Origin of the sequence: Bradyrhizobium lupini, from assembly GCF_040939785.1 — a bacterium.
GTDB lineage: Bacteria > Pseudomonadota > Alphaproteobacteria > Rhizobiales > Xanthobacteraceae > Bradyrhizobium > Bradyrhizobium canariense_D.
Genome location: NZ_CP162553.1, coordinates 55,916 through 78,827, shown reverse-complemented (window position 1 = coordinate 78,827; position 22,912 = coordinate 55,916). Strand labels below are relative to the sequence as shown.

General features: G+C 64.0%; 14 protein-coding genes and 2 pseudogenes. 13 read left to right on the top strand and 3 right to left on the bottom strand.

Annotated features, from left to right (window positions below; genetic code table 11):
* Positions 1 to 47: 47 nt before the first annotated feature.
* From pbpC to AB3L03_RS00315, 5 genes are all read left to right on the top strand, one after another.
* Positions 48 to 2,156 carry a penicillin-binding protein 1C gene (gene pbpC / locus AB3L03_RS00335; RefSeq protein WP_368508052.1) on the top strand — a complete coding sequence of 703 codons (2,109 nt, stop codon included), beginning with the start codon at positions 48 to 50 and terminating at the stop codon, positions 2,154 to 2,156.
* A 50-nt stretch (positions 2,157 to 2,206) separates the two neighbouring features.
* Complete coding sequence (locus AB3L03_RS00330; protein WP_026233442.1) at positions 2,207 to 3,949, top strand: glycosyltransferase family 39 protein; 1,743 nt, start codon at positions 2,207 to 2,209, stop codon at positions 3,947 to 3,949.
* Between the two features lies 1 nt (position 3,950).
* A complete protein-coding gene (locus tag AB3L03_RS00325) occupies positions 3,951 to 4,796 on the top strand; it encodes a phosphatase PAP2 family protein (protein ID WP_085385250.1) in 846 nt (281 codons plus the stop codon).
* 64 nt (positions 4,797 to 4,860) lie between these two features.
* The gene (locus AB3L03_RS00320; RefSeq protein ID WP_018457785.1) at positions 4,861 to 5,607 is read left to right on the top strand and encodes a glycosyltransferase family 2 protein; all 747 of its coding nucleotides are present in this window, start codon (positions 4,861 to 4,863) and stop codon (positions 5,605 to 5,607) included.
* Positions 5,604 to 5,942 (top strand): lipid-A-disaccharide synthase N-terminal domain-containing protein, encoded by a 339-nt coding sequence (locus AB3L03_RS00315; RefSeq protein WP_007591223.1) that lies wholly within the window; start codon positions 5,604 to 5,606, stop codon positions 5,940 to 5,942. Before AB3L03_RS00320 ends, AB3L03_RS00315 begins: the two co-directional genes overlap by 4 nt.
* Positions 5,943 to 5,948: 6 nt before the next feature.
* Here AB3L03_RS00315 and AB3L03_RS00310 read toward each other — a convergent pair whose 3' ends face one another.
* The gene (locus AB3L03_RS00310; RefSeq protein WP_368508051.1) at positions 5,949 to 7,640 is read right to left on the bottom strand and encodes a Na/Pi cotransporter family protein; all 1,692 of its coding nucleotides are present in this window, start codon (positions 7,638 to 7,640) and stop codon (positions 5,949 to 5,951) included.
* Positions 7,641 to 7,773: 133 nt separating this feature from the next.
* Positions 7,774 to 8,958: a cystathionine beta-lyase gene (gene metC / locus AB3L03_RS00305; protein WP_368508050.1), complete on the bottom strand. Its 1,185-nt coding sequence runs from the start codon at positions 8,956 to 8,958 to the stop codon at positions 7,774 to 7,776.
* A 395-nt stretch (positions 8,959 to 9,353) separates the two neighbouring features.
* Between metC and AB3L03_RS00300 the strand changes: the two genes are divergently transcribed.
* From AB3L03_RS00300 to AB3L03_RS00265, 8 genes and pseudogenes are all read left to right on the top strand, one after another.
* Positions 9,354 to 10,370, top strand: a complete 1,017-nt coding sequence (locus tag AB3L03_RS00300; protein WP_368508049.1) for an amino acid ABC transporter substrate-binding protein — start codon at positions 9,354 to 9,356, stop codon at positions 10,368 to 10,370.
* Positions 10,371 to 10,395: 25 nt separating this feature from the next.
* Positions 10,396 to 11,601: an amino acid ABC transporter permease gene (locus AB3L03_RS00295; RefSeq protein ID WP_085394800.1), complete on the top strand. Its 1,206-nt coding sequence runs from the start codon at positions 10,396 to 10,398 to the stop codon at positions 11,599 to 11,601.
* Positions 11,598 to 13,115 (top strand): annotated as a pseudogene (locus AB3L03_RS00290) (amino acid ABC transporter permease). Before AB3L03_RS00295 ends, AB3L03_RS00290 begins: the two are co-directional and overlap by 4 nt.
* Before the next feature lie 11 nt (positions 13,116 to 13,126).
* Positions 13,127 to 13,864 carry an amino acid ABC transporter ATP-binding protein gene (locus tag AB3L03_RS00285; RefSeq protein ID WP_018457791.1) on the top strand — a complete coding sequence of 246 codons (738 nt, stop codon included), beginning with the start codon at positions 13,127 to 13,129 and terminating at the stop codon, positions 13,862 to 13,864.
* Positions 13,865 to 13,965: 101 nt separating this feature from the next.
* A pseudogene (locus AB3L03_RS00280) lies at positions 13,966 to 16,206 on the top strand (tetratricopeptide repeat protein).
* A 126-nt stretch (positions 16,207 to 16,332) separates the two neighbouring features.
* Positions 16,333 to 18,573, top strand: a complete 2,241-nt coding sequence (locus tag AB3L03_RS00275; protein WP_162496619.1) for a tetratricopeptide repeat protein — start codon at positions 16,333 to 16,335, stop codon at positions 18,571 to 18,573.
* 113 nt (positions 18,574 to 18,686) lie between these two features.
* On the top strand, positions 18,687 to 20,927 hold the full coding sequence (locus tag AB3L03_RS00270; protein WP_204511167.1) for a glycosyltransferase family 41 protein: 2,241 nt from the start codon (positions 18,687 to 18,689) through the stop codon (positions 20,925 to 20,927).
* 134 nt (positions 20,928 to 21,061) lie between these two features.
* Positions 21,062 to 21,595 (top strand): DUF805 domain-containing protein, encoded by a 534-nt coding sequence (locus tag AB3L03_RS00265; protein WP_018457795.1) that lies wholly within the window; start codon positions 21,062 to 21,064, stop codon positions 21,593 to 21,595.
* A gap of 21 nt (positions 21,596 to 21,616) precedes the next feature.
* Here AB3L03_RS00265 and AB3L03_RS00260 read toward each other — a convergent pair whose 3' ends face one another.
* The gene (locus AB3L03_RS00260) at positions 21,617 to 22,651 is read right to left on the bottom strand and encodes a cysteine synthase A (protein ID WP_204511168.1); all 1,035 of its coding nucleotides are present in this window, start codon (positions 22,649 to 22,651) and stop codon (positions 21,617 to 21,619) included.
* Positions 22,652 to 22,912: the final 261 nt, after the last annotated feature.

The window sequence follows — 22,912 nt, the reverse complement described above, 5'->3', positions numbered from 1 at the left end:
CGGGCTTGTCCCGGGCATCCACGGACTTTGGTGCGAGAGGCAAGAACGTGGATGGCCGGGACAAGCCCGGCCATGACGGAGCAAGGGGCAGGGGCCCGCGTGTCCTCTCCGCGCTGGCATTCTCGCTCATCCTCACCATCGTCGGCGTCGTCGCGTGGGTTTACTCCCTCGGTCCGCTGCCTTTCGACGACGCCCGCCAGGTTTCCACCACCATCGTCGATCGGAATGGCAAGCTGCTGCGCGCCTATGCGATGGCGGATGGACGCTGGCGACTGCCGGTCGAGACAAAAACGAACGTCGATCCGACCTATCTGAAGCTGCTGCTCGCCTACGAGGACCAGCGCTTTTACGCACATGACGGCATCGACCCGGTGGCGCTGGGGCGCGCTGCGTTTCAGCTTGCGACGCGCGGCCACATCGTCTCGGGCGGCTCGACCATCTCGATGCAGCTCGCGCGGCTGATGGAGCCTCGGCGGCAGCGCTCGCTCCATGCAAAGCTGCGGCAGATCGTGCGTGCGATCGAGATCGAGCGCAGCTTGAGCAAGGAGCAGATCCTCGACCTCTATCTGGCGCTCGCGCCTTACGGCGGCAATCTCGAGGGCATTCGCGCTGCCTCGATCGCCTATCTCGGCAAGGAGCCGAAGCGGTTGTCGCTGGCTGAAGCCGCGTTGCTGGTCGCGCTGCCTCAATCGCCGGAGACCCGCAGGCTCGATCGCTATCCCGATGCGGCGCGCAAAGCGCGTGACCGCGTGCTCGACCGCATGGTCGAGGAGCAACAGATCAGCCTCGACGATGCGAAGCAGGCGAAAGCCGTTCCTGTGCCGAAACTGCGCAAGCCGATGCCGATCCTGGCGCCGCACGCCTCCGATGCGGCGCTTGCGACGGTCAAGGACGCGCCAGTCATCAAGCTGACGCTCGATGCCACCCTCCAGAAGGTGCTGGAGCCGCTAGCGCGCGATCGTGCCATTGCGTTGGAGCCGAACATCTCGGTCGGCATCATCGTCGTCGACAATGAGAGCGGCGACGTGCTCGCGCGCGTCGGCTCGGCCGATTATTTCGACGAGCGCCGGGCAGGGCAGGTCGACATGACCCGCGCCATCCGCTCGCCGGGCTCGACGCTGAAACCCTTCATCTACGGGCTGGCCTTCGAGGACGGTTTTGTTCATCCGGACAGTCTGATCGACGATCGGCCCGTGCGCTTCGGCTCCTACGCGCCGGAAAATTTCGACATGACGTTTCAGGGCACGGTGCCGGTGAAGAAGGCGCTGCAGCTGTCGTTAAACGTGCCCGCGATCGTGCTGCTCGACCGCGTCGGCGCGAGCCGGCTGGCCTCGCGGCTGCGTCAGGCCGGTGGCAATCTGGTTCTGCCCAAAGACGAGGCGCCGGGACTTGCCATGGGCCTTGGCGGCGTCGGCGTGACGCTGCAGGACCTCGCCCAGCTCTATGCGGGCTTCGCCCGGCTCGGCACCACCAAGCCGCTGCGCGAGATCATGAGCGACGGGGACGAGCGCGAGCCGCTGCGGCTGCTCGATCAGGTCGCGGCCTGGCAAGTGGGCAATGTGCTGCTCGGTACCCCGCCGCCGGAGAACGCGGCTCATAACCGCATCGCTTTCAAGACCGGCACCTCCTACGGCTACCGCGATGCCTGGTCGATGGGCTTCGACGGGCGCATGACCATCGGGGTCTGGGTTGGCCGGCCCGATGGCGCGCCGGTTCCGGGCCTGATCGGTCGGGTTGCCGCCGCGCCGATCCTGTTCGACGCCTTCGCCCGCACCGGCAAGACGCTCCTGCCGTTGCCGAAGCCGCCGAAAGGAACTCTCGTGGCCAGCAACTCCAAGCTGCCATTGCCCTTGAGGCGGTTCCGCCCGGTCGGGGATCTGGTGCGGACCGGGGGCGAGCAGGCCCTGCACATCCAGTTTCCGCTGAACGGCTCGCGGATCGACGTCGATCGCTCAGGTGGCGAGGGCGGCGCAGCCATGCCGGTCAAGGTCGCCGGCGGCGTTCTGCCCATGACCGTCATGGTTAACGGAACGGCGCAGGGCGAGATCGACGGACGGCGCCAGCGGCTGATCGATCCGCCCGGTCCGGGCTTTGCGCGGCTGACCGTCATCGATGCCACGGGCGCCGCGGACACAGTTGTCATTCGAATTCAGTGACCCTGCCTCAAGCGGTTGTGGCGATGGCGGTTTCAGCGTAAGCGGAACCGATGGCCGAGACCTATCCAACACCCCGTTTTGGAGCTCCCCGCGAGCCGAAATCCCCGGTGAATCCGGGCAGCCGGCTCGTGTCCATGTTCGACATCGCCACGGCCAGCCACGTCCGCGCGGTCGCCTTCCTGCTGCTGTGCGCGCTGCTGCTATTCCTGCCGGGCTTCTTTACGATTCCGCCGGTTGATCGCGACGAGGCGCGCTTTGCGCAGGCCACCAAGCAGATGGTCGAGAGCGGCGATTATGTCGACATCCGCTTCCAGGAAGACGTCCGCTACAAGAAGCCCGTCGGCATCTACTGGCTGCAATCGGCCGCGGTCGAGACGGCATCGGCGCTCGGTCTGCCGCGGGCCGAATTGCGCATCTGGGTCTATCGGCTTCCCTCGCTGATCGGCGCGATAGGCGCCGTGCTCATGACCTATTGGACGGCGCTCGGCTTCGTCACGCGGCGCGCCGCGGTGCTTGCAGCACTTCTGATGTGCGCCTCCGTGCTGCTCGGCGTCGAGGCGCGGCTTGCGAAGACCGACGCCATGCTGCTGTTCTGCGTGGTCGCCGCGATGGGCGCGATGGCACGGGCGTATCTGTCGTGGCAGCGCGCCGAGGACGAGACCCATCCGCCCTGGAGCTGGCCCGCGATCTTCTGGACGGCTCTCGCTGTCGGCATCCTGATCAAGGGCCCGCTGATCCTGATGTTCGCAGGCCTGACCATCATCGCGCTCGCGATCCAGGACCGCGATGCCTCCTGGCTGTGGAAGCTGCGCCCGCTCTGGGGCCTGATGTGGATGCTGGTGCTGGTGCTGCCCTGGTTCGTCGCGATCTTCTGGCGCGCGGGCGATGCCTTCTTCGCCGATTCCGTCGGCGGCGACATGTTGAGCAAGTTGGGCGCGCAGGAATCCCACGGCGCGCCGCCCGGACTGTATCTGGTGCTGTTCTGGATCACGTTCTGGCCCGGCGCGCCGCTCGCGGCGATGGCCGCGCCCGCGGTCTGGCGCGCGCGGCGCGAGCCCGGCGCGCAATTCCTGCTGGCCTGGCTGGTCCCGTCCTGGATCGTGTTCGAGGTGGTGCTGACCAAGCTGCCCCATTACGTGCTGCCGCTGTATCCTGCGATCGCGATCCTCACCGCGGGCGCGCTCGAGCGGCGGGTGCTGTCGTGGTCCTGGCTGATGCGCGGCTCGGCATGGTGGTTCGCAATCCCCGTGGGCGGCTCGATCATCGCGGTCGTCGGCGCGGTGATGCTGACGCGGCAGCCTGCTTTCGTGGCATGGCCGTTCATCGCGGCCTCGCTGATCTTTGGCCTGTTCGCCTGGTGGCTTCACGACAACAATCACGCCGAGCGCTCGCTGCTCAACGCGCTGGTCGCAGCCCTGATGCTCGCGCTAACGGTCTACGGCATCGTGCTGCCGTCGCTGACGCCGCTGTTTCCGAGCATCGAGATCGCACGCGCCCTTCGCAACGTCACCTGCGTGGGCCCGAAGGCGGCCGCGGCCGGCTATCACGAGCCGAGCCTGGTCTTTCTGACGGGTACGCAGACGCTGCTCACCGACGGTTCGGGTGCGGCGGATTTCCTGCGGCAGGGGAGCTGCCGTTTCGCGCTGATCGAGCAGCGTTCGGAGCGCGGCTTCGTGCAGCGCGCCGAGGCGATCGGGCTGCGCTACAAGGTTGGCACCCGCATCGACGGCTACAATTTCTCGCAAGGGCGCGCGATCTCGATCTCGATCTTCCGCTCGGAAGGCACCGAGTAGGATGTCGGCACCAACCGACATCTCGCCGCGCGCGAGCTATCCCGCACAATTGCTCACGCTCTCGGGGCGCGCCCTGGCACAGCTCGTGCGCACGCCCTCGCATTCGCGCCGCGCCGAGGCCGCGCGAAAGCTGGCGCGGCATTCGCTTTGGCTGAGTGCTGCAGGTGCAGCCCTGGTCATCGCGCTGATGGTCGTGTTCGACCTGACCGAGATCCAGCTGATGCCGCCGCGTGGCACGCCAGGCCTGTGGCCGATCCGCATCCTCACCGATTTCGGCAAGGACGAGTATGTGCTCTCGGTGCTCGGGGGTGTGCTGGTGGTGCTGGTGCTGGTTGCGGCGGGATTGCACGGCACAAGCCGCGCATTGCTGCTCGGCCTCGGCACGCGGCTGCAGTTCGTGTTTCTGTCTGTTGCCGTGCCGATATTCGTCGCCGAGATCCTGAAATATCTCATCGGCCGCGGACGTCCGTTTGTCGGCGGCAAGGCCAATCCCTTCAACTTCATCCCGTTCGAGGGGACCGGGGCCTATGCCAGCTTGCCGTCGGGGCATGCAGTGACGGCGTTCGCCCTGGCGTTTGCGGTCTCGGCGCTGTGGCCGCGCCTGCGCGTGTTCATGTTCACTTACGCGATCGTGATCCTGCTGACGCGACTGGTGCTGCTTGCGCACCACCCGAGTGACGTGGTGGCCGGCGCCCTGGTCGGCATGGTCGGCGCGATGGCGGTGCGCTACTGGTTCGCGGCCCGCAGGCTCGGCTTTGCCATCCGTGCCGACGGGACCATTGTGCCTCTTGCGGGGGCAGTCTCAGGCCGCCTCAAAAGGGTTGCCCACGGGGCATCCGCCCCATAAAAGCGGCTGCCTGCCGGGACCGCCGGTTCCTTAAGGCAAGCCAATTCCAACCACGAGCTTCGATTTGTCGTCCCAGCCTTCGGTTTTCCAGCCCTCGGTTTCGATCGTCGTTCCCGTGCGCAACGAAGCCGACAACATCGTGCCGCTGATCGAGGAGATCGGCGCGGCGCTCGACGGCCGCTGGGCCTATGAGATCATCTACGTCAATGACGGTTCGACGGACGCGACCGGCGAACGGCTTGGCGCGGTCATGAAGCAGCGGGACAATCTGCGCCAGCTGCGCCATGCCAGATCAGGCGGCCAATCCGCGGCCGTGCGCAGCGGGGTGCGTGCGGCACGCGGCGCGATCGTGGCGACGCTCGACGGCGACGGCCAGAACAATCCGGCCTTCCTGCCGGACCTGATTTCGGCTGTCGAGAACGGAAGCAAGGTCGGACTTGCGGCTGGACAACGCGTCGGCCGCAAGGATACCGGCTTCAAGAAATTCCAGTCACGTGTCGCCAACGGCGTCCGCAACGCGATCCTGAAGGACGGTACGCGCGACACCGGCTGCGGCCTGAAGGCGTTCCGGCGCGAGGTGTTCCTGATGATGCCCTATTTCGACGGGCTGCACCGCTTCCTGCCGGCGCTGGTGCGCCGCGAGGGTTACGAGATCGCCTATGTCGACGTGATCGACCGTCCGCGCCGCTCCGGCGTGTCAAACTACGGTTTCTTCGACCGGCTGTGGATCGGGATCATGGATCTCGTGGGCGTCTGGTGGCTGATCCGCCGCAAGAAGCCGACGCCGGATGTGACTGAGGTGACGGCATGATCATCCAATACGGTCAGGCGCTGAGCAATTATTTCTACGATGTCTTCGTGGCCAAGTTCGACTTCTGGCTCGCGTTCGGCCTCGTCGCGCAGCTGTTCTTCACGGCACGCTTCCTGGTGCAGTGGATCGCGAGCGAGCGCGCCGGCAACAGCGTGGTGCCGATGGCGTTCTGGTTCTGCTCGATGGGCGGCGGGCTGATGACGCTGGTCTATGGCGTCGTCAAGCGCGAGCCTGTCATCATCCTCGGCCAGGCGCTCGCGACCATCATCTATATCCGTAACATCATGTTGATTGTGAAGAACCGCGGCCGCGCGTCAAAGACGCTGGAGCGCTGATCCAGGCTAGCGCGGCAACGCGGACGCCGCGCCCGGCGCGGGCAGGGCGGCGGTCTCCGCTTCGTGCCTGCGATGGGGCTCCCCGGCCGCGTCGAGCACGGGATAGGCGACCGAGCAGATATGCGAGTGGATGCGGCGCAGGTCCCGCAGCACGTCGAGATGCAGCGACGTGGTTTCGATTGTCTCGGGGCGGCCCTCGCGCAGGCGGTCGAGGTGGCGCTCGACGGCGGCAAGCTCGGTATTGCGCAGCGCAGTCTTCTCCACCAGCAGCTTGCGCGCCTCGTTGGCGTCGCCCGACATGAAGACGCCGAAGGCGATGCGCAGCGAATCCATCGTGCGCTTGTGGAAGGCGGCGAGCTCCTCGGCGCCCTCGGGCGAGAACTGGAAGCGACGCTTGATCTTCTTGGTCGCGAGCTCGCTCAGGCTCTTGTCGATGATATCGCCGATATGTTCCAGATTGATGGCGAAGGAGATGATCTCCATCGCGCGCCGGCCCTCGCTCTCGTCGAGGCTGCCGCGCATGAGTTTAGTCACGTAGAGCTTGATGGCTTCGTCGAGGCCGTCGACGATGTTGTCCATCTTCGAGACCTGGTCGACCAGCGCACGGTCGCCGCTCATCATCGCCGCCATCACCTTGCGCAGCATGATCTCGACGAGATCGCCCATGCGCAGGGTTTCGCGGCCGGCATCGGCCAGCGCCAGCGACGGCGACTCCAGCGCGGTTTCGTCGAGATAGCGCGGCCGGGCCGGATCGGCCTCCTGAACACGATCGGGCAGGACCCGGGTCAACAGGCGCGACACGGTATCGAGCAGGCCGATGAAGATGATGGCCGTGCCGACGTTGAAGGCGATATGAAACGCCGCCGTCATCCTGGCGAGATCGGGCTGCCAGGCGTGCATGTGCTCGGCGATCGGGCCCAGGAAGGGCAGGACCAAGGCGATCCCGATCACGCGGTTGACGAGATTGCCCACCGGCAGGCGATAACTGGCGGGATCGTCACGCTTGGCGCCTTCGAATACGGGATTGATGGCGCTGCCGAGATTGGCGCCAAGCACCAGTGCGAGCGCCGCGTAAGGCGAGATGAACTGCGAATAGGCGAGCGACATGATCAGCAGCACGCTGGCGACGCTCGAATGCACCGCCCAGGTGACGAGCGCCGCGATCACGATGCACAGAACGGGATCGCCCGTGATGGAGGACATCACGATGCGGACGCCCGGCGCGTTCTCGGCCGGCGCCAGCGTGTCGAGCAGGATGTGCAGCGACAGCAGCATCAGCCCGAGGCCGATCAAGACACGGCCAACGTCCTTGATCCGTGAGCGTGGACCCACGCGGAAGGCGACCAGTCCGAGCACGAACAGGACCGGCGCGACGGCGGCGATGTTGAACGACAGCACCTGCACGATCAACGTCGTGCCGACATTGGCGCCGAGCATGATGGCGAGCGCGGTGACCAGGCTGAGCAAGCCCTCGGCTGCGAACGAACTCGTGAGCAGCGCGGTCGCGGTGCTGCTCTGGAGCAGGGCAGTAAGGCCGAGACCGGCGGCGAACGCGTTGAAGCGGTTACCAAGCGCCTTGCCGAGGAGCCGTCGCAAGTCCGGGCCAAAGGCGCGCAGAATCCCGCTGTGGACCATGTGCAGGCCCCACAGCAACAGCGCCACGCCGCCCATCAGATCGAGCAGTACCAACGTTCCCATGCTCCGTGTCCGGATTGGAGTCGATTGGTGAGGCTAGCGCCAAATGCTTGAGGTTCAAACCATTTGTTGGCGCGTCGGCGTTAACGTTTGCGGCTTCTGCACGTTCCCACGGCGTGATGCCTTGTGAGCAGGCTCACATTGCTGCCTTGAGGGCAGCGAAGCCGCGATCGAGGTCGGCCTTGAGGTCGTCGACGCTTTCGAGCCCGATATGCAGACGCAGCGTCGGGCCGCCCGGCGACCATGTCGTGGCGGTGCGATAGGCGTCGCAATCGAAGGGAATCGCCAAGCTCTCGAAGCCGCCCCAGGAAAAGCCCATGCCGAACAGTTTGAGCGTATCGAGCATGGTGTCGACCGCCTTCTGCGGCGCTGGCTTCAAGACGATGCTGAACAGGCCCGAAGCGCCGGTGAAGTCGCGCTTCCAGATCGCATGACCCGGATCGGTCTCGAGCCCCGGATGCAGCACGCGCGCGACCTCGGGACGGCTCGCAAGCCAGCGCGCCATGTCGAGCCCGGAGCGATGATGCTGCGCCAGCCGCACCGACAGCGTACGCAGGCCGCGCAGTGCCAGGAAGACGTCATCGGGACCGGCACAGACGCCGAGCAGGCGGATGCCTTCGGCGATCTGCGGCCATGCTTTGGCATTGGCCGAGATGGTGCCGAACATGATGTCGGAATGACCGCCGATATATTTGGTGGCGGCCTGCATGCTGATGTCGACGCCCTGTTCGAGCGAGCGGTGATAGAGCGGCGTCGCCCAGGTGTTGTCGTCGATGACGATCGCGCCGCGGGCATGCGCGACCTCGGCGATGGCGCGGATGTCTGGCATCTCGAACGACTGCGAGCCTGGCGCCTCGACCAGCACAGCGCTTGTGTTGGGCCTGAACAGCTTGTCGATGCCGGCGCCGATCATCGGATCGAAATAGGTGGTCTCGACGCCGTAGCGGGTGAGCATGCCGTTGCAGAAATTGCGCGAGGGCCGATAGACGTTATCGCAGACCAGGATGTGGTCGCCGGCCTTCAGCACCGAGAGCAGGGTGGTCGAGATCGCCGACAGACCCGACGGCACGATGCCGACGCCGGCGCATTGCGGCCCCTCTAGCGTCATCAGCGTCTCCTGGAACGCCTTGGTGGTGGGGGAACCATGGCGGCCATAGGTGAACTCGCCGCGATGGGCGTGCAGGTCCTCGGCGGTCGGATAGAGCACGGTCGAGCCGTGGAACACCGGAGGATTGACAAACCCCTTCTGCGCCTTGGTGTCGCGGCCGGAGGTGACCAGCCGGGTCTCGGCGTGCTGTTCGGAGGGGGGTGAGGAATCCATGCGTCTGCTTTCAAAAGCGCGTTTCCACCAGGCACGCTGCGCCCGCGGGCTGGCCGAAAGGCCGCTGTCGTTAATAACAGAACACAGAAGAGTCCCGTCAACCCCTTGACCCGGCAGGCCAGTCGTTCTGTTATCGCAGGTGCTATTCAGTCGCCGCATGTTGAGGGGCCTGCCGCGACCTTCGATCCATCGCCTGACCGGACCAAGCGCCACAGCCGTAACGGCGGGCGCCTGTCGGCGGGGATTAAGGCAGGGCCTCCCGGGATCGGCGGGTGATCGGCAAGGATTTCCAGCATGACTCTTGCGGGGCTGGTCTTGAGACGGCTAGCCCTGGCAGAGGCGATCGCAAAGACAACGTTCCTGACCTTGAGACGACTTTGAAAGGCCCAAAGCCCATGAAACGCGTAACCCTGGCTCTCTCTCTCGCCCTCGCCGCCGGCCTGGCTGCCCAAGCCGCCGATGCGCAAACGCTCAAGACCGTCAAGGACCGGGGCATGCTGTCCTGCGGTGTCAGTCAGGGTCTGCCCGGCTTCTCCTCGCCGGACGACAAGGGCAACTGGACCGGGCTTGATGTCGACGTCTGCCGCGCGATCGCCGGGGCGATCTTCAACGATCCGACCAAGGTCAAATACGTGCCGCTCTCCGCCAAGGACCGTTTCACGGCGCTGCAATCCGGCGAAGTCGACGTGCTGTCGCGCAACACCACCTGGACCATTTCGCGCGACACCTCGCTCGGCGCCAACTTCACCGGCGTGACCTATTATGACGGGCAGGGCTTCATGGTGAAGAAGTCGCTCAAGGTGAACTCGGCGCTCGAGCTCAACAGCGCGTCGGTCTGCGTCCAGACCGGCACCACGACCGAGCAGAATCTCGCCGACTACTTCAAGGCCAACAACATGAAGTACGAGGTGATCGCGTTCGGCACCAACGACGAAACGGTCAAGGCCTACGAGGCCGGGCGCTGCGACGTCTTCACCACCGACCAGTCGGGCCTGTACGCCAACCGCCTGAAGCTTGCCAATCCCGGCGATCACATGGTGCTCCCGGAAATCATCTCGAAGGAGCCGCTCGGTCCGATGGTGCGCCACGGCGACGACCAATGGTTCGACATCGTGAAATGGACGCTGTTTGCCATGATCACCGCCGAAGAGCTCGGCGTGACCGCGAAAAACGTCGACGAAAAGGCGAAAGGGGAAAATCCTGAACTGAAGCGCGTTCTGGGTACCGATGGCAATTTCGGTGAACAGCTCGGCCTAAGCAAGGATTGGGTGGTGCGCATCGTGAAGGCCGTCGGCAATTACGGCGAAGTGTTCGACCGCAATGTCGGCGCAGGCTCGCCGCTCGGTATCAATCGGGGTCTCAACAATCTCTGGAACAAGGGCGGTCTCCAATACGCCCCGCCGATCCGCTGATCCCGCCTGACCCGCGCTCGCGGCGATGAGCATCGAGGCTCGCAAACCCCCGCCCCAGATCGCGCTGAAGATCAGGCGCGTGCTGGGGGGCAAGACGGGCTGGAACGGCATCGCCGTCCAGTTTGCCTTCGCTGCGATCCTGGGCTGGATTGCCTATGAAATCGTCTCCAACGCCCGCGCCAACCTCGAGAACCAGCATATTGCCGCCGGCTTCGGCTTCCTCGCGAACAACGCCGGTTTCGACGTCAATCAGACGCTGATCTCGTATACCGGCTCGGACACGTTCCTGCGCGTATTCCTGGTCGGGCTCCTCAACACGCTCGTGGTCTCGGTGGTGGGCATTGTGTTCGCCACCTTGATCGGCTTCATCGTCGCGCTGTGCCGGCTGTCGCCCAACTGGCTGCTCGCGCGCATTGGCGAAATTTATGTCGAGATCATCCGCAACTTGCCGCTGCTATTCCAGATCCTGTTCTGGTACCTGGCGGTGCTCGCGGCCTTGCCCAATCCACGACAGAGCATTTCGCTGCTCGGCATAGCTTTCGTCAGCAATCGCGGTCTCGTCATTCCCCGCCCGATCGGCGAGAGCGGCTTCGAGGCGTTTCTGGCGGTGCTGGCCCTCGGCATTGTGGCTTCGGTGGCGTTGCGCATCCATGCGCGCCGGGCGCTGTTCGAGCGGGGTCAGGTGATCCGGATCTGGCCCTATATGCTGGGCCTGCTGTTCGGACTGCCGCTCGTCACCATGCTGGTAGCGGGTCTGCCCTTCAGCTTCGAGCTGCCGCAGCTCAAGGGTTTCAATTTCGCCGGTGGCTCGCGGATCATCCCGGAGTTCGTGGCGCTCACGTTGGCCTTGTCGACCTATACGGCCGCCTTCATTGCCGAGATCGTGCGCGCGGGCATCCTCTCCGTCCACAGCGGACAGATGGAGGCGGGATCGTCGCTGGGCCTGAGCCGCGGCACCACGCTGCGCTTGGTCGTCGTGCCGCAGGCGATGCGCGTCATCGTTCCGCCGCTGACCAACCAGTACCTCAATCTCACCAAGAATTCGTCGCTGGCCGTCGCGATCGGCTATCCCGACCTCGTCTCCGTGTTCGCCGGCACGTCGCTGAGCCAGACCGGGCAGGCCATCGAGATCATCGCCATGACGATGGGCGTGTATCTCCTGATCTCGCTGATCACCAGCGCCGTCATGAGCGTCTACGGTTGGCGCGTCAGCCGGAGTCTCGGCGCATGAGCGATATCACCTCGTCCAGTTTCGTTCGCCGGGATCTTCTGGATGAGCGTCCCGCGCCGGTGAAGACCACGGGCTTCGTCGGCCTGGTGCGGACGCGCCTGTTCAACTCGCCGACCAACATCCTGCTCACGATCGTCGGCGCCTTGCTGCTCTGGTTCACCATCATTCCTTCCGTCAAATTCCTGATGGTCGATGCAGTCTGGACCGGCAAGGATCGCACGGCCTGCCTCGCCGAGAACGCCGGCTTTACGGTCGGCGCCTGCTGGCCCTACATCCAGGCCAAGCTGCCGCAACTGATCTACGGCTTCTACCCCGAAGCCGAACGCTGGCGGGTCAACCTCACGCTCGTGTTGTCAGTAGTCCTGTTGGTGCCGTTGCTCATTCCGCGACTGCCGTCGAAAGGATTGAACGCTGGCCTGTTCTTCCTTGCGTTTCCGGTGGTCGCATTCTTTCTGCTGCATGGCGGCGGCATCAAGGGATTTGGCCTGAGCTGGACCGCTGACCTGCTGCAATTGTTCGACGACAGCATCATCGGCGCTGGGCAGGCTCTGCTCGGTCTCGGCAAGACCTCCTCTGCCGCACCGCTGTTGTGGGTCGTCGGCAATGTCATCGTGCTCGTGGGTACCGCGATCTACTGGCTGATCTTTCCGCTGACCTGGCTGCGTGACCAGTTGCAGGGGACAGGCCAGTCGGTCTGGGCCGATTTCGCCATCACTGCCGCGATCGTCTCACTGATCGCCTTCGTTCTCGGCGGCGGCCTCCGCACCGGGGGCGGGCCCTCACATCCAGCATCGTCACCTTCGCCGCCATCGCAATCGTGATCAAGCTGATGGGGCTTGATCACGGCGGACTGCCGATCGTGCAGACGAACCTGTGGGGCGGACTTCTGGTGACGCTGGTGGTCTCCGTCACCGGCATCGTCACCTCGCTGCCGATCGGCATTGCGCTGGCGCTTGGCCGCCGCTCGACCATTCCGTTGATCCGGATCTTCTCGATCGCCTTCATCGAGTTCTGGCGCGGCGTGCCGCTGATCACCGTGCTGTTCTTTGCCACCTACATGCTGCCGCTGTTTCTGCCGGGCAATTTCACGGTCGATGGTCTCGTGCGTGCGCTGATTGGAATCTCTGTTCACGGGCGCCTATCAGGCCGAGAACGTCCGCGGCGGGCTGGCTGCGATCCCGCGCGGGCAGGGCGAGGCGGCCGCGGCATTGGGGCTGTCCTGGTGGAAGACGACCTCGCTGATCGTGCTGCCGCAGGCGCTACGCCACGTCATTCCGAACCTCGTCAACAGCTTCATCTCGCTGTTCAAGGACACTTCGCTGGTCTCGATCGTGGCGCTGTTCGATCTCCTCGGCTCGCTGCGGGCGTCGTTCTCGGATCCGAAATGGTCGTCGCCATCGACCGCTTTCACAGGGTTCGCCTTCGCCGGGATCATCTACTTCATCTTCTGCTTTGGAATGTCACGCTACTCGCTCTTCGTTGAGCACCGCCTCAACGCTCACCGCCGCAACTGATCGAGGTCACCATGTCCGACCCCATCGTCAAGATTTCCGGCCTGAACAAATGGTACGGCGAGTTTCACGTGCTGCGCGACATCGACCTTACGGTCGAGAAGGGCGAGCGCATCGTGATCTGCGGCCCCTCCGGCTCGGGCAAGTCGACGCTGATCCGCTGTATCAACGCGCTCGAGGAGTTTCAGGAAGGCGAGATCGTCGTTGACGGCATCGAGCTCGGGCCGAACCTCAAGCACGTCGATGCGGTGCGGCGCGAAGTCGGCATGGTGTTCCAGAGCTTCAACCTGTTTCCGCACCTGTCCGTGCTGGACAATTGCACGCTGGCGCCGATCTGGGTGCGCAACATCCCCAAGAAGGACGCCGAGGCTGCGGCGATGAAGTTTCTGGAGCGGGTCAAGATCCCGCACCAGGCCAACAAGTTTCCGGGACAGATGTCCGGCGGTCAGCAGCAGCGCGTCGCGATCGCCCGCGCGCTGACGATGAACCCGAAGGTGATGCTGTTCGACGAGCCGACCTCGGCGCTCGACCCCGAAATGGTCAAGGAGGTGCTGGACACCATGGTCGACCTTGCCGAGGAGGGCATGACCATGCTGGTGGTCACCCACGAGATGGGCTTTGCCCGCGAGGTCGCCAACCGCGTGGTGTTCATGGACGCGGGCCAGATCATCGAAGCCAACACGCCCAACGAGTTCTTCGCGGCCCCACAGCACGCCCGAACAAAACTGTTCCTGAGCCAGATCCTGCGCTGAGCACCTGCAATCCGGTGGCGTCGCGGGTCTAACCGGCCCGCCAGCTTGGCACCATGCGAATCGGCCAAGCTCTTTTTCGGGCCATCCTCCGGAGAGAGACTTTGCAGAGCAGCGCCGGCGCGCGCGCATTCCAGAACGCGCGATTGCAAAAGAAATTGAAGAAGCAGGCGGACGCACTCATGTCCGCCGCGGTTCAGGCACTCGGCCAGGGCAGATACGCGGAGGTCGAGACACTCTGCCGCCGGATTTTGACGGAGGTTCCGGATCATTTCGACGCCGCGCACTTGCTCGGTCTGCGCGCGTATGATGGCGGGCGGCTCGATGAGGCGCAACAACTGCTCGAGCGCGCGACCGTGCTCGATCCGCGTTCGCCCGATGCCCATGGTAATCTCGGGGCGGTGTATTTCACCCTCCAGAAGTTTCAGGAGGCTCGCGCATGCCAGGAGAAGGCCGTTGCGCTGAAGCCGAATTCTCCGATCGCCTTGACCAATCTCGGCAATACGCTGCTGCACATGGGCCTCGCCGAGCAGGCTATCGAGCTGCACGATCGCGCTATCAGGCTGAAGCCGGACTATGCCGATGCATTTTGCAATCGGGGCATGGCGGAGCTGATCGAAGGCCAGTCCCAGCGCGCCAAGGAGAGTTTCGATCGCGCCCTCGCGTTTCAACCGCGTCACGCGGAAGCGATCGCAGGCAGGGCATGGTATGCATCGAGCTCCGGCACTACGAAGAGGCGGCCGCGGCGATCGCGGCAGGGCTCGCGATCAAGCCGGATTCGCCGAAGATTCTGGCGCAGCGCGGACGGCTCAATCTCGATCTGTTGCGGCTGGAGCAGGCGCTCGCGGACTTTGATGCGGCGCTGGCGCTTTCGCCGAGGCTCGAAGTGGCCTTGCAGGGAAAGGCGCAAGTCAACCTTGTCAAGGGCAACACGGCCGAGGCGATTGCGGCCGTCGAGACCTTGCTGGAGGAAAATCCGCGGTCCGACATCGGAATTGCGCTCCTGGCTTCCTGCTATGCGAGCCAGGGAGACATCGCGACGGCGCTCGAACATCTCGACGCCGGGCTGGCAATGGCGCCTGATTATGCGGACTTGATCGGGCGCAAGATATTCTTCCTGGACTATCTCCCGGAGGCCGATTTTTCGGTTCAGCAGGCTGCGCGAAAACAATGGTGGGACGCGATCGGCGCCAAATTGGCGCAAAGGGCGTTGGCGCCCCGCACGCTTGATCCGGACAAGCGGATTTTGATCGGATATGTCGCTTCCGAATTGAGGAACCACTCGGCAGCGTTCGCTCTGTTGCCGGTGCTGCGCCATCATGATCATGCCAGGTTCGAGATCGTCTGCTATTCGTGCTCGCCGGTAAGAGATGAGATGACCGCCGCATTCAGGTCCTCGGCGGACGTCTGGGTCGACGCCTGGCAGATGTCGGACGACGAACTGGCCGATCGCATTCAGGCCGACAAGGTCGATATCCTGATCGACGTATCCGGGCACACGACCGGCAACAGGCTCCATGTCTTCGCCCGCAAGCCGGCCCCGATCCAGGTCTCGGGGTTTGGTCACGCCACGGGCACGGGCCTTCAGACCATGGACTACGTGCTCGCGGATCCCGTCTTCATTCCGCAATCGGCGCGCCATCTGCTGGCTGAAAAGGTCTACGACCTGCCGTGCCTGATCACGATCGATCCCATTTTGGATCTACCTGCATCGGAGCCGCCCATGCTCCGCAACGGCCATGTCACCTTCGGCGTGTTCAACCGCATCTACAAGATCTCGGACGAGGCCATCCGGGTGTGGTCGAAATTGATGCGCGAAGTGACCGGTTCGAAGATCATCGTCAAACATACCCTGCTTGACGATCCCATGTTGCGCGACAATTTGGTCGCGCGGTTCGTGGCACAGGGCGTTGCCGAGGAGAATGTCACCTGCCTGGGCTCGTCGCCGCGCCCCGAGCACCTGCGCGGCCTTTGCGAACGTCGACATATCGCTCGACACGTTCCCGCAAAATGGCGGCGTCAGCACCTGGGAATCGCTCTATGCCGGCGTTCCGGTCGTGGCCAAGCTCGGCAACGGCGCCTCGTCGCGTGCCGGTGGTTCGATCGTGGCTGCGGTCGGTCTCGACGACTGGATCGCGCAGGACGACGAGGGCTATGCCGCGATCGCCTGCAAATATGCGGCGCAGCCGGCGTATCTGGCGAGGTTGCGCAGCGGCTTGCCGGCCCGAATCGCAGCGTCCCCCGCCGGCAATGTCGAAATCTACACGCGCGAGGTCGAAGCGGGCTATCGCCAGTTCTGGCGCGACTACTGTGCCGCGGCTGTCGAAGGCAGCGAGGTTGCGTAGGGGACCGGCAGCGCCGGGCCGCTGAGCCCCGGGAAATCCCGGGGGTGTCACCATGCCAGCTGACCGGCAGGTCGGGCTTGCGAATCAGTTAGAACTCTGCCCCGGGCCATCTTCCGGAGAGACACCTTGCAGAGCAGCGGCGGCGCGCGCGCATTCCAGAACGCGCGATTGCAGAAGAAATTGATGAAGCAGGCGGACGCCGTCCTCTCCGCCGCGGCTACCGCCTATGGCCAGGGCCGATATGCTGAGACTGAAGCACTCTGCCGGGAGATCCTTAAAGCGCTGCCCGATCATGTCGACGCTCTGCACCTGCTCGGCATGTGCGCGCATGACGGCCGGCGCCTGGAGGAGGCGCAACAGCTGCTCAAGCGCGTGATTGTGCTCGATCCGCGCCTGCACGATGCCCATAACAACCTCGCGACCGTGCATTTCGATCTCGGCAATTACGAGGAGGCGCGGCGGTGCCAGGAGAGGGCCATCGCGCTAAAGCCGAATTTTGCGGTCGCGCTGACCAACCTCGGCAACACGCTGATGCATCTGGGGCAGTACGAACAGGCGCTCGAGCTGCATGAGCGCGCCATCAAGATCAAGCCGGATTATGCCGACGCGTTCTGCAATCGCGGTATGGTCGAGATTGTGCTTGGACAGATCATGCGCGCCAAGGAAAGCTTCGACCGCGCCCTGCTGTTTCAGCCCCGTCACGCCGAGGCTATCGTCGGCAGCGGCATGGTCAGCATGGAGCTGCGGCACCACGACGAGGCGGCCGCCAAATTTGCCATGGCGCTGGCGATCAAGCCCGGCTCGCCGAGGATCGTGGCCCAACGCGGGCGGCTCAGTTACGAGTTGCAGCGCCTGGAGCCCGCGCTTGCGGATTTCGAGGCGGCGCTTGCGATCTCGCCCAAGCTCGAGCTGGCGCTACGCGGCAAGGCCCAGGCCTGCCTCGTCATGGGAAAGACCGCGCAGGCGATGGCAGCCGCAACGGCCCTGATCGAGCAAAATCCGCGCTCCGAGGTGGGGCTGGCGCTGATGGGCTTCTCTTATTCGAACCAGGGGGACATGGACGCAGCGATCGAGTATCTCGATCGCGCGCTGGCAGTCCGGCCGGACTATGGGGATGCGATCAGAGGAAAGATCTTCCTGGAGGACTACCGCGCCGAGGCCGATTTCGTGGTCCAGCAGGCGGTGCGAAAATCCTGGTGGGACCAGATCGGCTCCAAGCAGCCGCGAAGGGAGTTGCCGAAGCGGCCGCTGGACCCGGAAAAGCGGATCGTGGTCGGCTATGTCGCTGCCGAATTCCGGCAGCACTCCGCGGGGCTCACGCTGCTGCCAGTGCTGCGCCATCATGATCACACTAAATTTGAAATCATCTGCTACTACTCATGGCCGGGCGCGGACGAGTACACCGCCATGTTCAAATCATTGGCCGACGTCTGGGTCGATGCCTGGGGGCTTTCGGACGACGAACTCGCCGATCGTATCCAGGCCGACAATGTCGACATCCTGATCGACGTTTCGGGCCACACGACCGGTAACAGGCTGCAGTGTTTTGCGCGTAAGCCGGCCCCGATCCAGGCCACTGGCTTCGGACACGCGACGGGCACAGGCATGCCGATTATGGACTACGTGCTCGCGGATCCCATTTTCATTCCGCCGTCGGTTCGGCATCTGTTTGCCGAGAAAATCTACGATCTGCCGTGTCTGATCACCATGGAGCCTGTCTCGGATCTGGCGCCTTCGGAGCTGCCGATGCTCCGCAACGGCTACGTCACCTTTGGCGTGTTCAACCGCATCTACAAAATATCGGATGATGCGATCCGTGTGTGGTCGCGCATCATGCGGGAGTTGCCGGGATCGAAGATGGTCCTCAAGCATGGTCTGCTCGATGATCCCCTGCTGCGCGATAGTCTGGTCGCGCGTTTCCTCGCGCAGGGCGTTGTCGAGGAGAACATCACCTGCCTCGGCACCACCTCGCGCGACGACCATCTGGCGGCTTTCGCCCAGGTCGATATGTCCCTCGACACGTTCCCGCAAAATGGCGGCATCAGCACCTGGGAATCTCTCTACAAGGGCGTTCCCGTCGTGGCCAAGCTCGGCATCGGGGCCTCCTCGCGTGCCGGCGCCTCTATCGTGACTGCCGTCGGCCTCGGCGACTGGGTGGCCGAAGATGACAATGGCTATGTCGAGATTGCTCGCAGGTTTGCGTCACAGCCCGATTATCTGGCGAAATTGCGCACGGAATTGCCGGCCCGGATCGCGGCTTCGCCCGCCGGCAATGTCGAGACCTACACGCGGGAGCTCGAGGCGGGTTACCGAAAGTTCTGGCGCGACTATTGTGCCGCCGCCGCGGATAACGCTGACGTTGCGTAGGCGAGGCCCGGGTTGGGCACCGGCATCTTCCGGGGGATTGCCGGGCCGCCTAAACCGGCGGCTCTGGCCGCGAATCAGCTAGAATCGTCTCGGGCATCCTCCGGAGAGAATCCTTGCAGAGCAGCGGCGCCGGCGCGCGCGCGTTCCAGAACGCGCGATTGCAGAAGAAATTGAAGAAGCAGGCGGACGCGATCATTTCGACCGCGAATGCGGCCTATGGCCAGGGCCGGTATGCGGAGACCGAGGCGCTCTGCCGCCAGATCCTGAATGAACTTCCGGAGCATTTCGGCGCCTTGCACCTGCTTGGCTTGGGCGCGTTCGCGAGCCGACACTTCGAGGCAGCGAAACAGGCCCTCAAATATGCCGTGACGGTCGACCCACGCTCGGCACAGGCTTTTTCCGATTTGGGAGCCACGCATTTCGCACTTGGGGAATATGAGGACGCGCGTACGTCCCTGGAGAGAGCCATCGCGTTGAAGCCCAGCTTCCCGATGGCCTTGGCCAATCTCGGCAATACCTTGTTGCATCTAAACCGCGTCGAGCAGGCTATCGAACTGTACGATCGCGCGATCGGGCTGAAGCCCGATCATGCCGATGCGCTTTGCAATCGCGGCCTGGCAGAGCTCGCGCTGCGCCAGCTTGATCGCGCCAAACAGAGCTTCGAGCGCGCACTGTTGTTTCAGCCGCGAAACGTCGAGGCGCTCGTCGGCAAAGGTTTGGTCAATATCGAGCTCAAAAACTTCGACGAGGCCAAAGGCGCGCTGGAGGCGGCGCTCGCGATCAGGCCAGGCTCGGCGAAAATCCTGGCGAACCGTGGACGGCTCAATCTTGAGACGTCGAGGTTGGAACAGGCGGCGGCGGATTTCGACGCGGCCCTTGCGCTTGCGCCCAAGCTCGAGGTGGCCTTGCAGGGGAAGGCACAAGTCGCGCTCGCCATGGGAAACACGGCGCAAGCGATTTTAGCCTGCACCATGTTGCTGGAGGAATATCCACGCTCAGCGATCGCGATGGCGCTGCTGAGCGCTTGTTTTGCAAATCAGGGAGAGATCGCGTCGGCGATCGAGCTTCTCGATGCGGCGCTGGCCATTGTGCCGGATGCATCCTTGATCGGCCGGAAGATCTTCTTCCTCGACTATCTCTCCGAGGCCGATTTCGCGGTTCAGCAGGCCGCACGAAAGCAGTGGTGGGACGCGATCGGCTCGAAGTTGCCGCGAAGGACTCTTGCCCCCCGGCAGCTTGATCCCGACAGGCGGATCGTGGTCGGCTATGTTGCTGCCGAGTTTTGGCATCACTCGGCGGCGTTCGCTCTGTTGCCGGTGCTGCGCCATCATGATCACGCCAGGTTTGAGATCGTCTGCTATTCGTGCTCGCCGGTAAGAGATGAGATGACCGCCGCATTTAGGTCCTCGGCGGATGTCTGGGTCGACGCCTGGCAGATGTCGGATGACGAGTTGGCCGATCGCATCCAGGCCGACAAGGTCGATATCCTGATCGACGTATCCGGGCACACGACCGGCAACAGGCTCCATGTCTTCGCCCGCAAGCCGGCCCCGATCCAAGTCTCCGGGTTTGGTCACGCCACGGGCACGGGCCTTCAGACCATGGACTACGTGCTCGCGGATCCGGTCTTCATTCCGCAATCGGCGCGCCATCTGCTGGCTGAAAAGGTCTACGACCTGCCGTGCCTGATCACGATCGATCCCATTTTGGATCTACCTGCATCGGAGCCGCCCATGCTCCGCAACGGCCATGTCACCTTCGGCGTGTTCAACCGCATCTACAAGATCTCAGACGAGGCCATCGAGGTGTGGTCGAAAGTGATGCGCGAGGTGACGGGTTCGAAGATCATCATCAAGCATACTCTGCTTGACGATCCCATACTGCGCGACAATTTGGTCGCGCGGTTCGTGGCACAGGGCGTTGCCGAGGAGAATGTCACCTGCCTGGGCTCGTCGCCGCGCCCCGAGCACCTGCGGGCGTTTGCGAACGTCGATATATCGCTCGATACATTCCCGCAAAACGGCGGCGTCAGCACCTGGGAATCGCTCTATGCGGGCGTTCCGGTCGTGGCCAAGCTTGGCAACGGCGCCTCGTCGCGTGCCGGTGGTTCGATCGTGGCTGCGGTCGGTCTCGACGACTGGGTCGCCGAGGACGACGAGGGCTATGCCGCGATCGCCTGCAAATATGCGGCGCAGCCGGCGTATCTGGCGAGGTTGCGCAGCGACTTGCCGGCCCGGATCGCAGCGTCCCCCGCCGGCAATGTCGAAATCTACACGCGCGAGGTCGAAGCGGGCTATCGCCAGTTCTGGCGCGACTACTGTGCTGTGGCCTCCGAAGGCGGCGAGGGCGCCTGACCGTGCCGGGTGAGGCGAGCCTCGAATTGCGCCGGCCACCTTAGTCCTCCGGAAACCATGCGGCGCTCCGCGACCGTGCCGGTTCATGGCTCCGAAAGCTATCTCTGGGCATGTGGCGCCAAAAGGGTGCGCCAATGCTCGGTTTCGTCTTCGGCTTGAACGCCCGGCTCGGGCGATTGCATTTCTTCCTCGCGACGGTCGCGCTTGCGATCGTGATGACGGCGATCTGCTTTGCAATCGCAATGGCCGTGCTGAACAACACCTCGCCCGGCGCGATCCGACCCGAAGACCTCACCAAGAGCTGGGCGATGATCGCCGCGATCGTGTTCTTCGGAGTTGCGACCCTCACGCTGCAATCGATGCGCATCCGCGACATCGGCTGGGATCCGGTCTGCGTGGTGCCTGCCTGGTTCGCGCTCATGATCGTCGACCATGTCGTCGCGGGCCGGTTTCCGGCCTGGGCGATCGGGGAGGAGCACCAGGCAACGGCGGTCGGCGCGCTCGTCAACCTCGCGCTGATGCTCGCGCTCATGTTCTGGCCGAGCGGCGACAGCGAGGGCTCCTACGGCGCTCCCCTCCCGCCGCGCACACGCGCGAACAAGCCTTCGCTATCGAACGAGCGCCTCGCGCGGGTGTCGCAGGGATCGTCTCGCTCGAACTGGAGCTAGACGGCCGGCTTCCGGAACGTTCTAGACGAACGGCAGCTTGATGTTGCTGCGCTTCTCCAGCCATTCAGGCACAGGAAGGCTCTTGGCGCGCATGAAGTCCGCATTGAACAGCTTCGACTGGTAACGGCTGCCGGAATCGCAAAGCACGGTGACGATCGTCTTGCCGGGCCCGAGCTGTTTTGCGAGACGCATCGCGCCGGCAACGTTGATGCCGGTCGAGCCGCCGAGGCACAGGCCTTCGTGCTGGAGCAGTTCGTAGATCACCGTCACCGCTTCCGCATCGGGAATGAGATAGGCGTCATCGACCTTTGCACTCTCGACGATTGCGGTCGCCCGGTTGAGGCCGATGCCCTCGGTGATCGAGCCGCCCGGCGTCGCCTTGGCATCGCCCGTTCTGAAATATTCATACATGCCGGCGCCGTGCGGGTCGGCGCAGGCGATCCTGACGTCCTTGCTCTTCTCTTTCAGGAAGCGGCTGGTGCCGGCCAGCGTGCCGCCGCTGCCGACGGAGCAGACGAAGCCGTCGATCTTGCCGCCGGTCTGCTCCCAGATCTCGGGACCTGTGGACTCGTAATGCGCCTTCGCATTGTCGAGGTTGTTCCACTGGTCGGCGAACAGCACGCCGTTCGGCTCCGTCTTGCGCAGCTCGTCAGCAAGACGGCGGCCGACATGCTGGTAATTGTTCGGATTGGAATAGGGCAGGGCCGGCGATTCCAGCAGCTCGGCGCCGCACAGCTTCAGAAAATCCTTCTTCTCCTGGCTCTGCGTCTCCGGGATCACGATCAGCGTGCGGTAGCCGCGGGCGCTGGCCACGACCGCAAGACCGATGCCGGTATTGCCGGCGGTCGATTCCACGACGAGACCGCCGGGCTTGAGCTGGCCGCGCTTCTCGGCCTCGAGGATCATCCATTTGCCGGCGCGATCCTTCACCGACTGGCCGGGATTCATGAATTCGGCCTTGCCCAGGATGGTGCAGCCGGTCAGTTCGGAAGCGCGCTTGAGCTTGATCAGCGGGGTGTTGCCGATGGCTTCGACAACGTCGTTTTTGATGGTCATGTCAGGGGAAATCACTGGCAAGGGGTTGATTAGGTTGGCCAGAACCTAGTGCTTGAAATGCCAAAGGGGAAGGCTTTTGCGCTGCGGCGAAACCCGCGAAAATCCCCGTAAGCAGTGAAAATTTGGAAGGAGAGATCGCCGCTGCTGCTGTGCTACGCCGCGGGATATCGGTAGGAGGATGTGGCCGGCTTCTGCCAAAACATGGAAGATAAGGGTCGTCGCCAGCGCACCCTCCATTGGATGTCAGCCGTCGCCGTCGAA

Excerpts from the sequence above, each read along its gene's own strand:
- AB3L03_RS00330 (WP_026233442.1), top strand. The coding sequence starts at position 2,207 with ATGGCCGAGACCTATCCAACACCCCGTTTTGGAGCTCCCCGCGAGCCG.
- AB3L03_RS00325 (WP_085385250.1), top strand. The coding sequence starts at position 3,951 with ATGTCGGCACCAACCGACATCTCGCCGCGCGCGAGCTATCCCGCACAA.
- AB3L03_RS00315 (WP_007591223.1), top strand. The coding sequence starts at position 5,604 with ATGATCATCCAATACGGTCAGGCGCTGAGCAATTATTTCTACGATGTC.
- AB3L03_RS00310 (WP_368508051.1), bottom strand. The coding sequence starts at position 7,640 with ATGGGAACGTTGGTACTGCTCGATCTGATGGGCGGCGTGGCGCTGTTG.
- metC (WP_368508050.1), bottom strand. The coding sequence starts at position 8,958 with ATGGATTCCTCACCCCCCTCCGAACAGCACGCCGAGACCCGGCTGGTC.
- AB3L03_RS00300 (WP_368508049.1), top strand. The coding sequence starts at position 9,354 with ATGAAACGCGTAACCCTGGCTCTCTCTCTCGCCCTCGCCGCCGGCCTG.
- AB3L03_RS00295 (WP_085394800.1), top strand. The coding sequence starts at position 10,396 with ATGAGCATCGAGGCTCGCAAACCCCCGCCCCAGATCGCGCTGAAGATC.
- AB3L03_RS00285 (WP_018457791.1), top strand. The coding sequence starts at position 13,127 with ATGTCCGACCCCATCGTCAAGATTTCCGGCCTGAACAAATGGTACGGC.
- AB3L03_RS00265 (WP_018457795.1), top strand. The coding sequence starts at position 21,062 with ATGCTCGGTTTCGTCTTCGGCTTGAACGCCCGGCTCGGGCGATTGCAT.
- AB3L03_RS00260 (WP_204511168.1), bottom strand. The coding sequence starts at position 22,651 with ATGACCATCAAAAACGACGTTGTCGAAGCCATCGGCAACACCCCGCTG.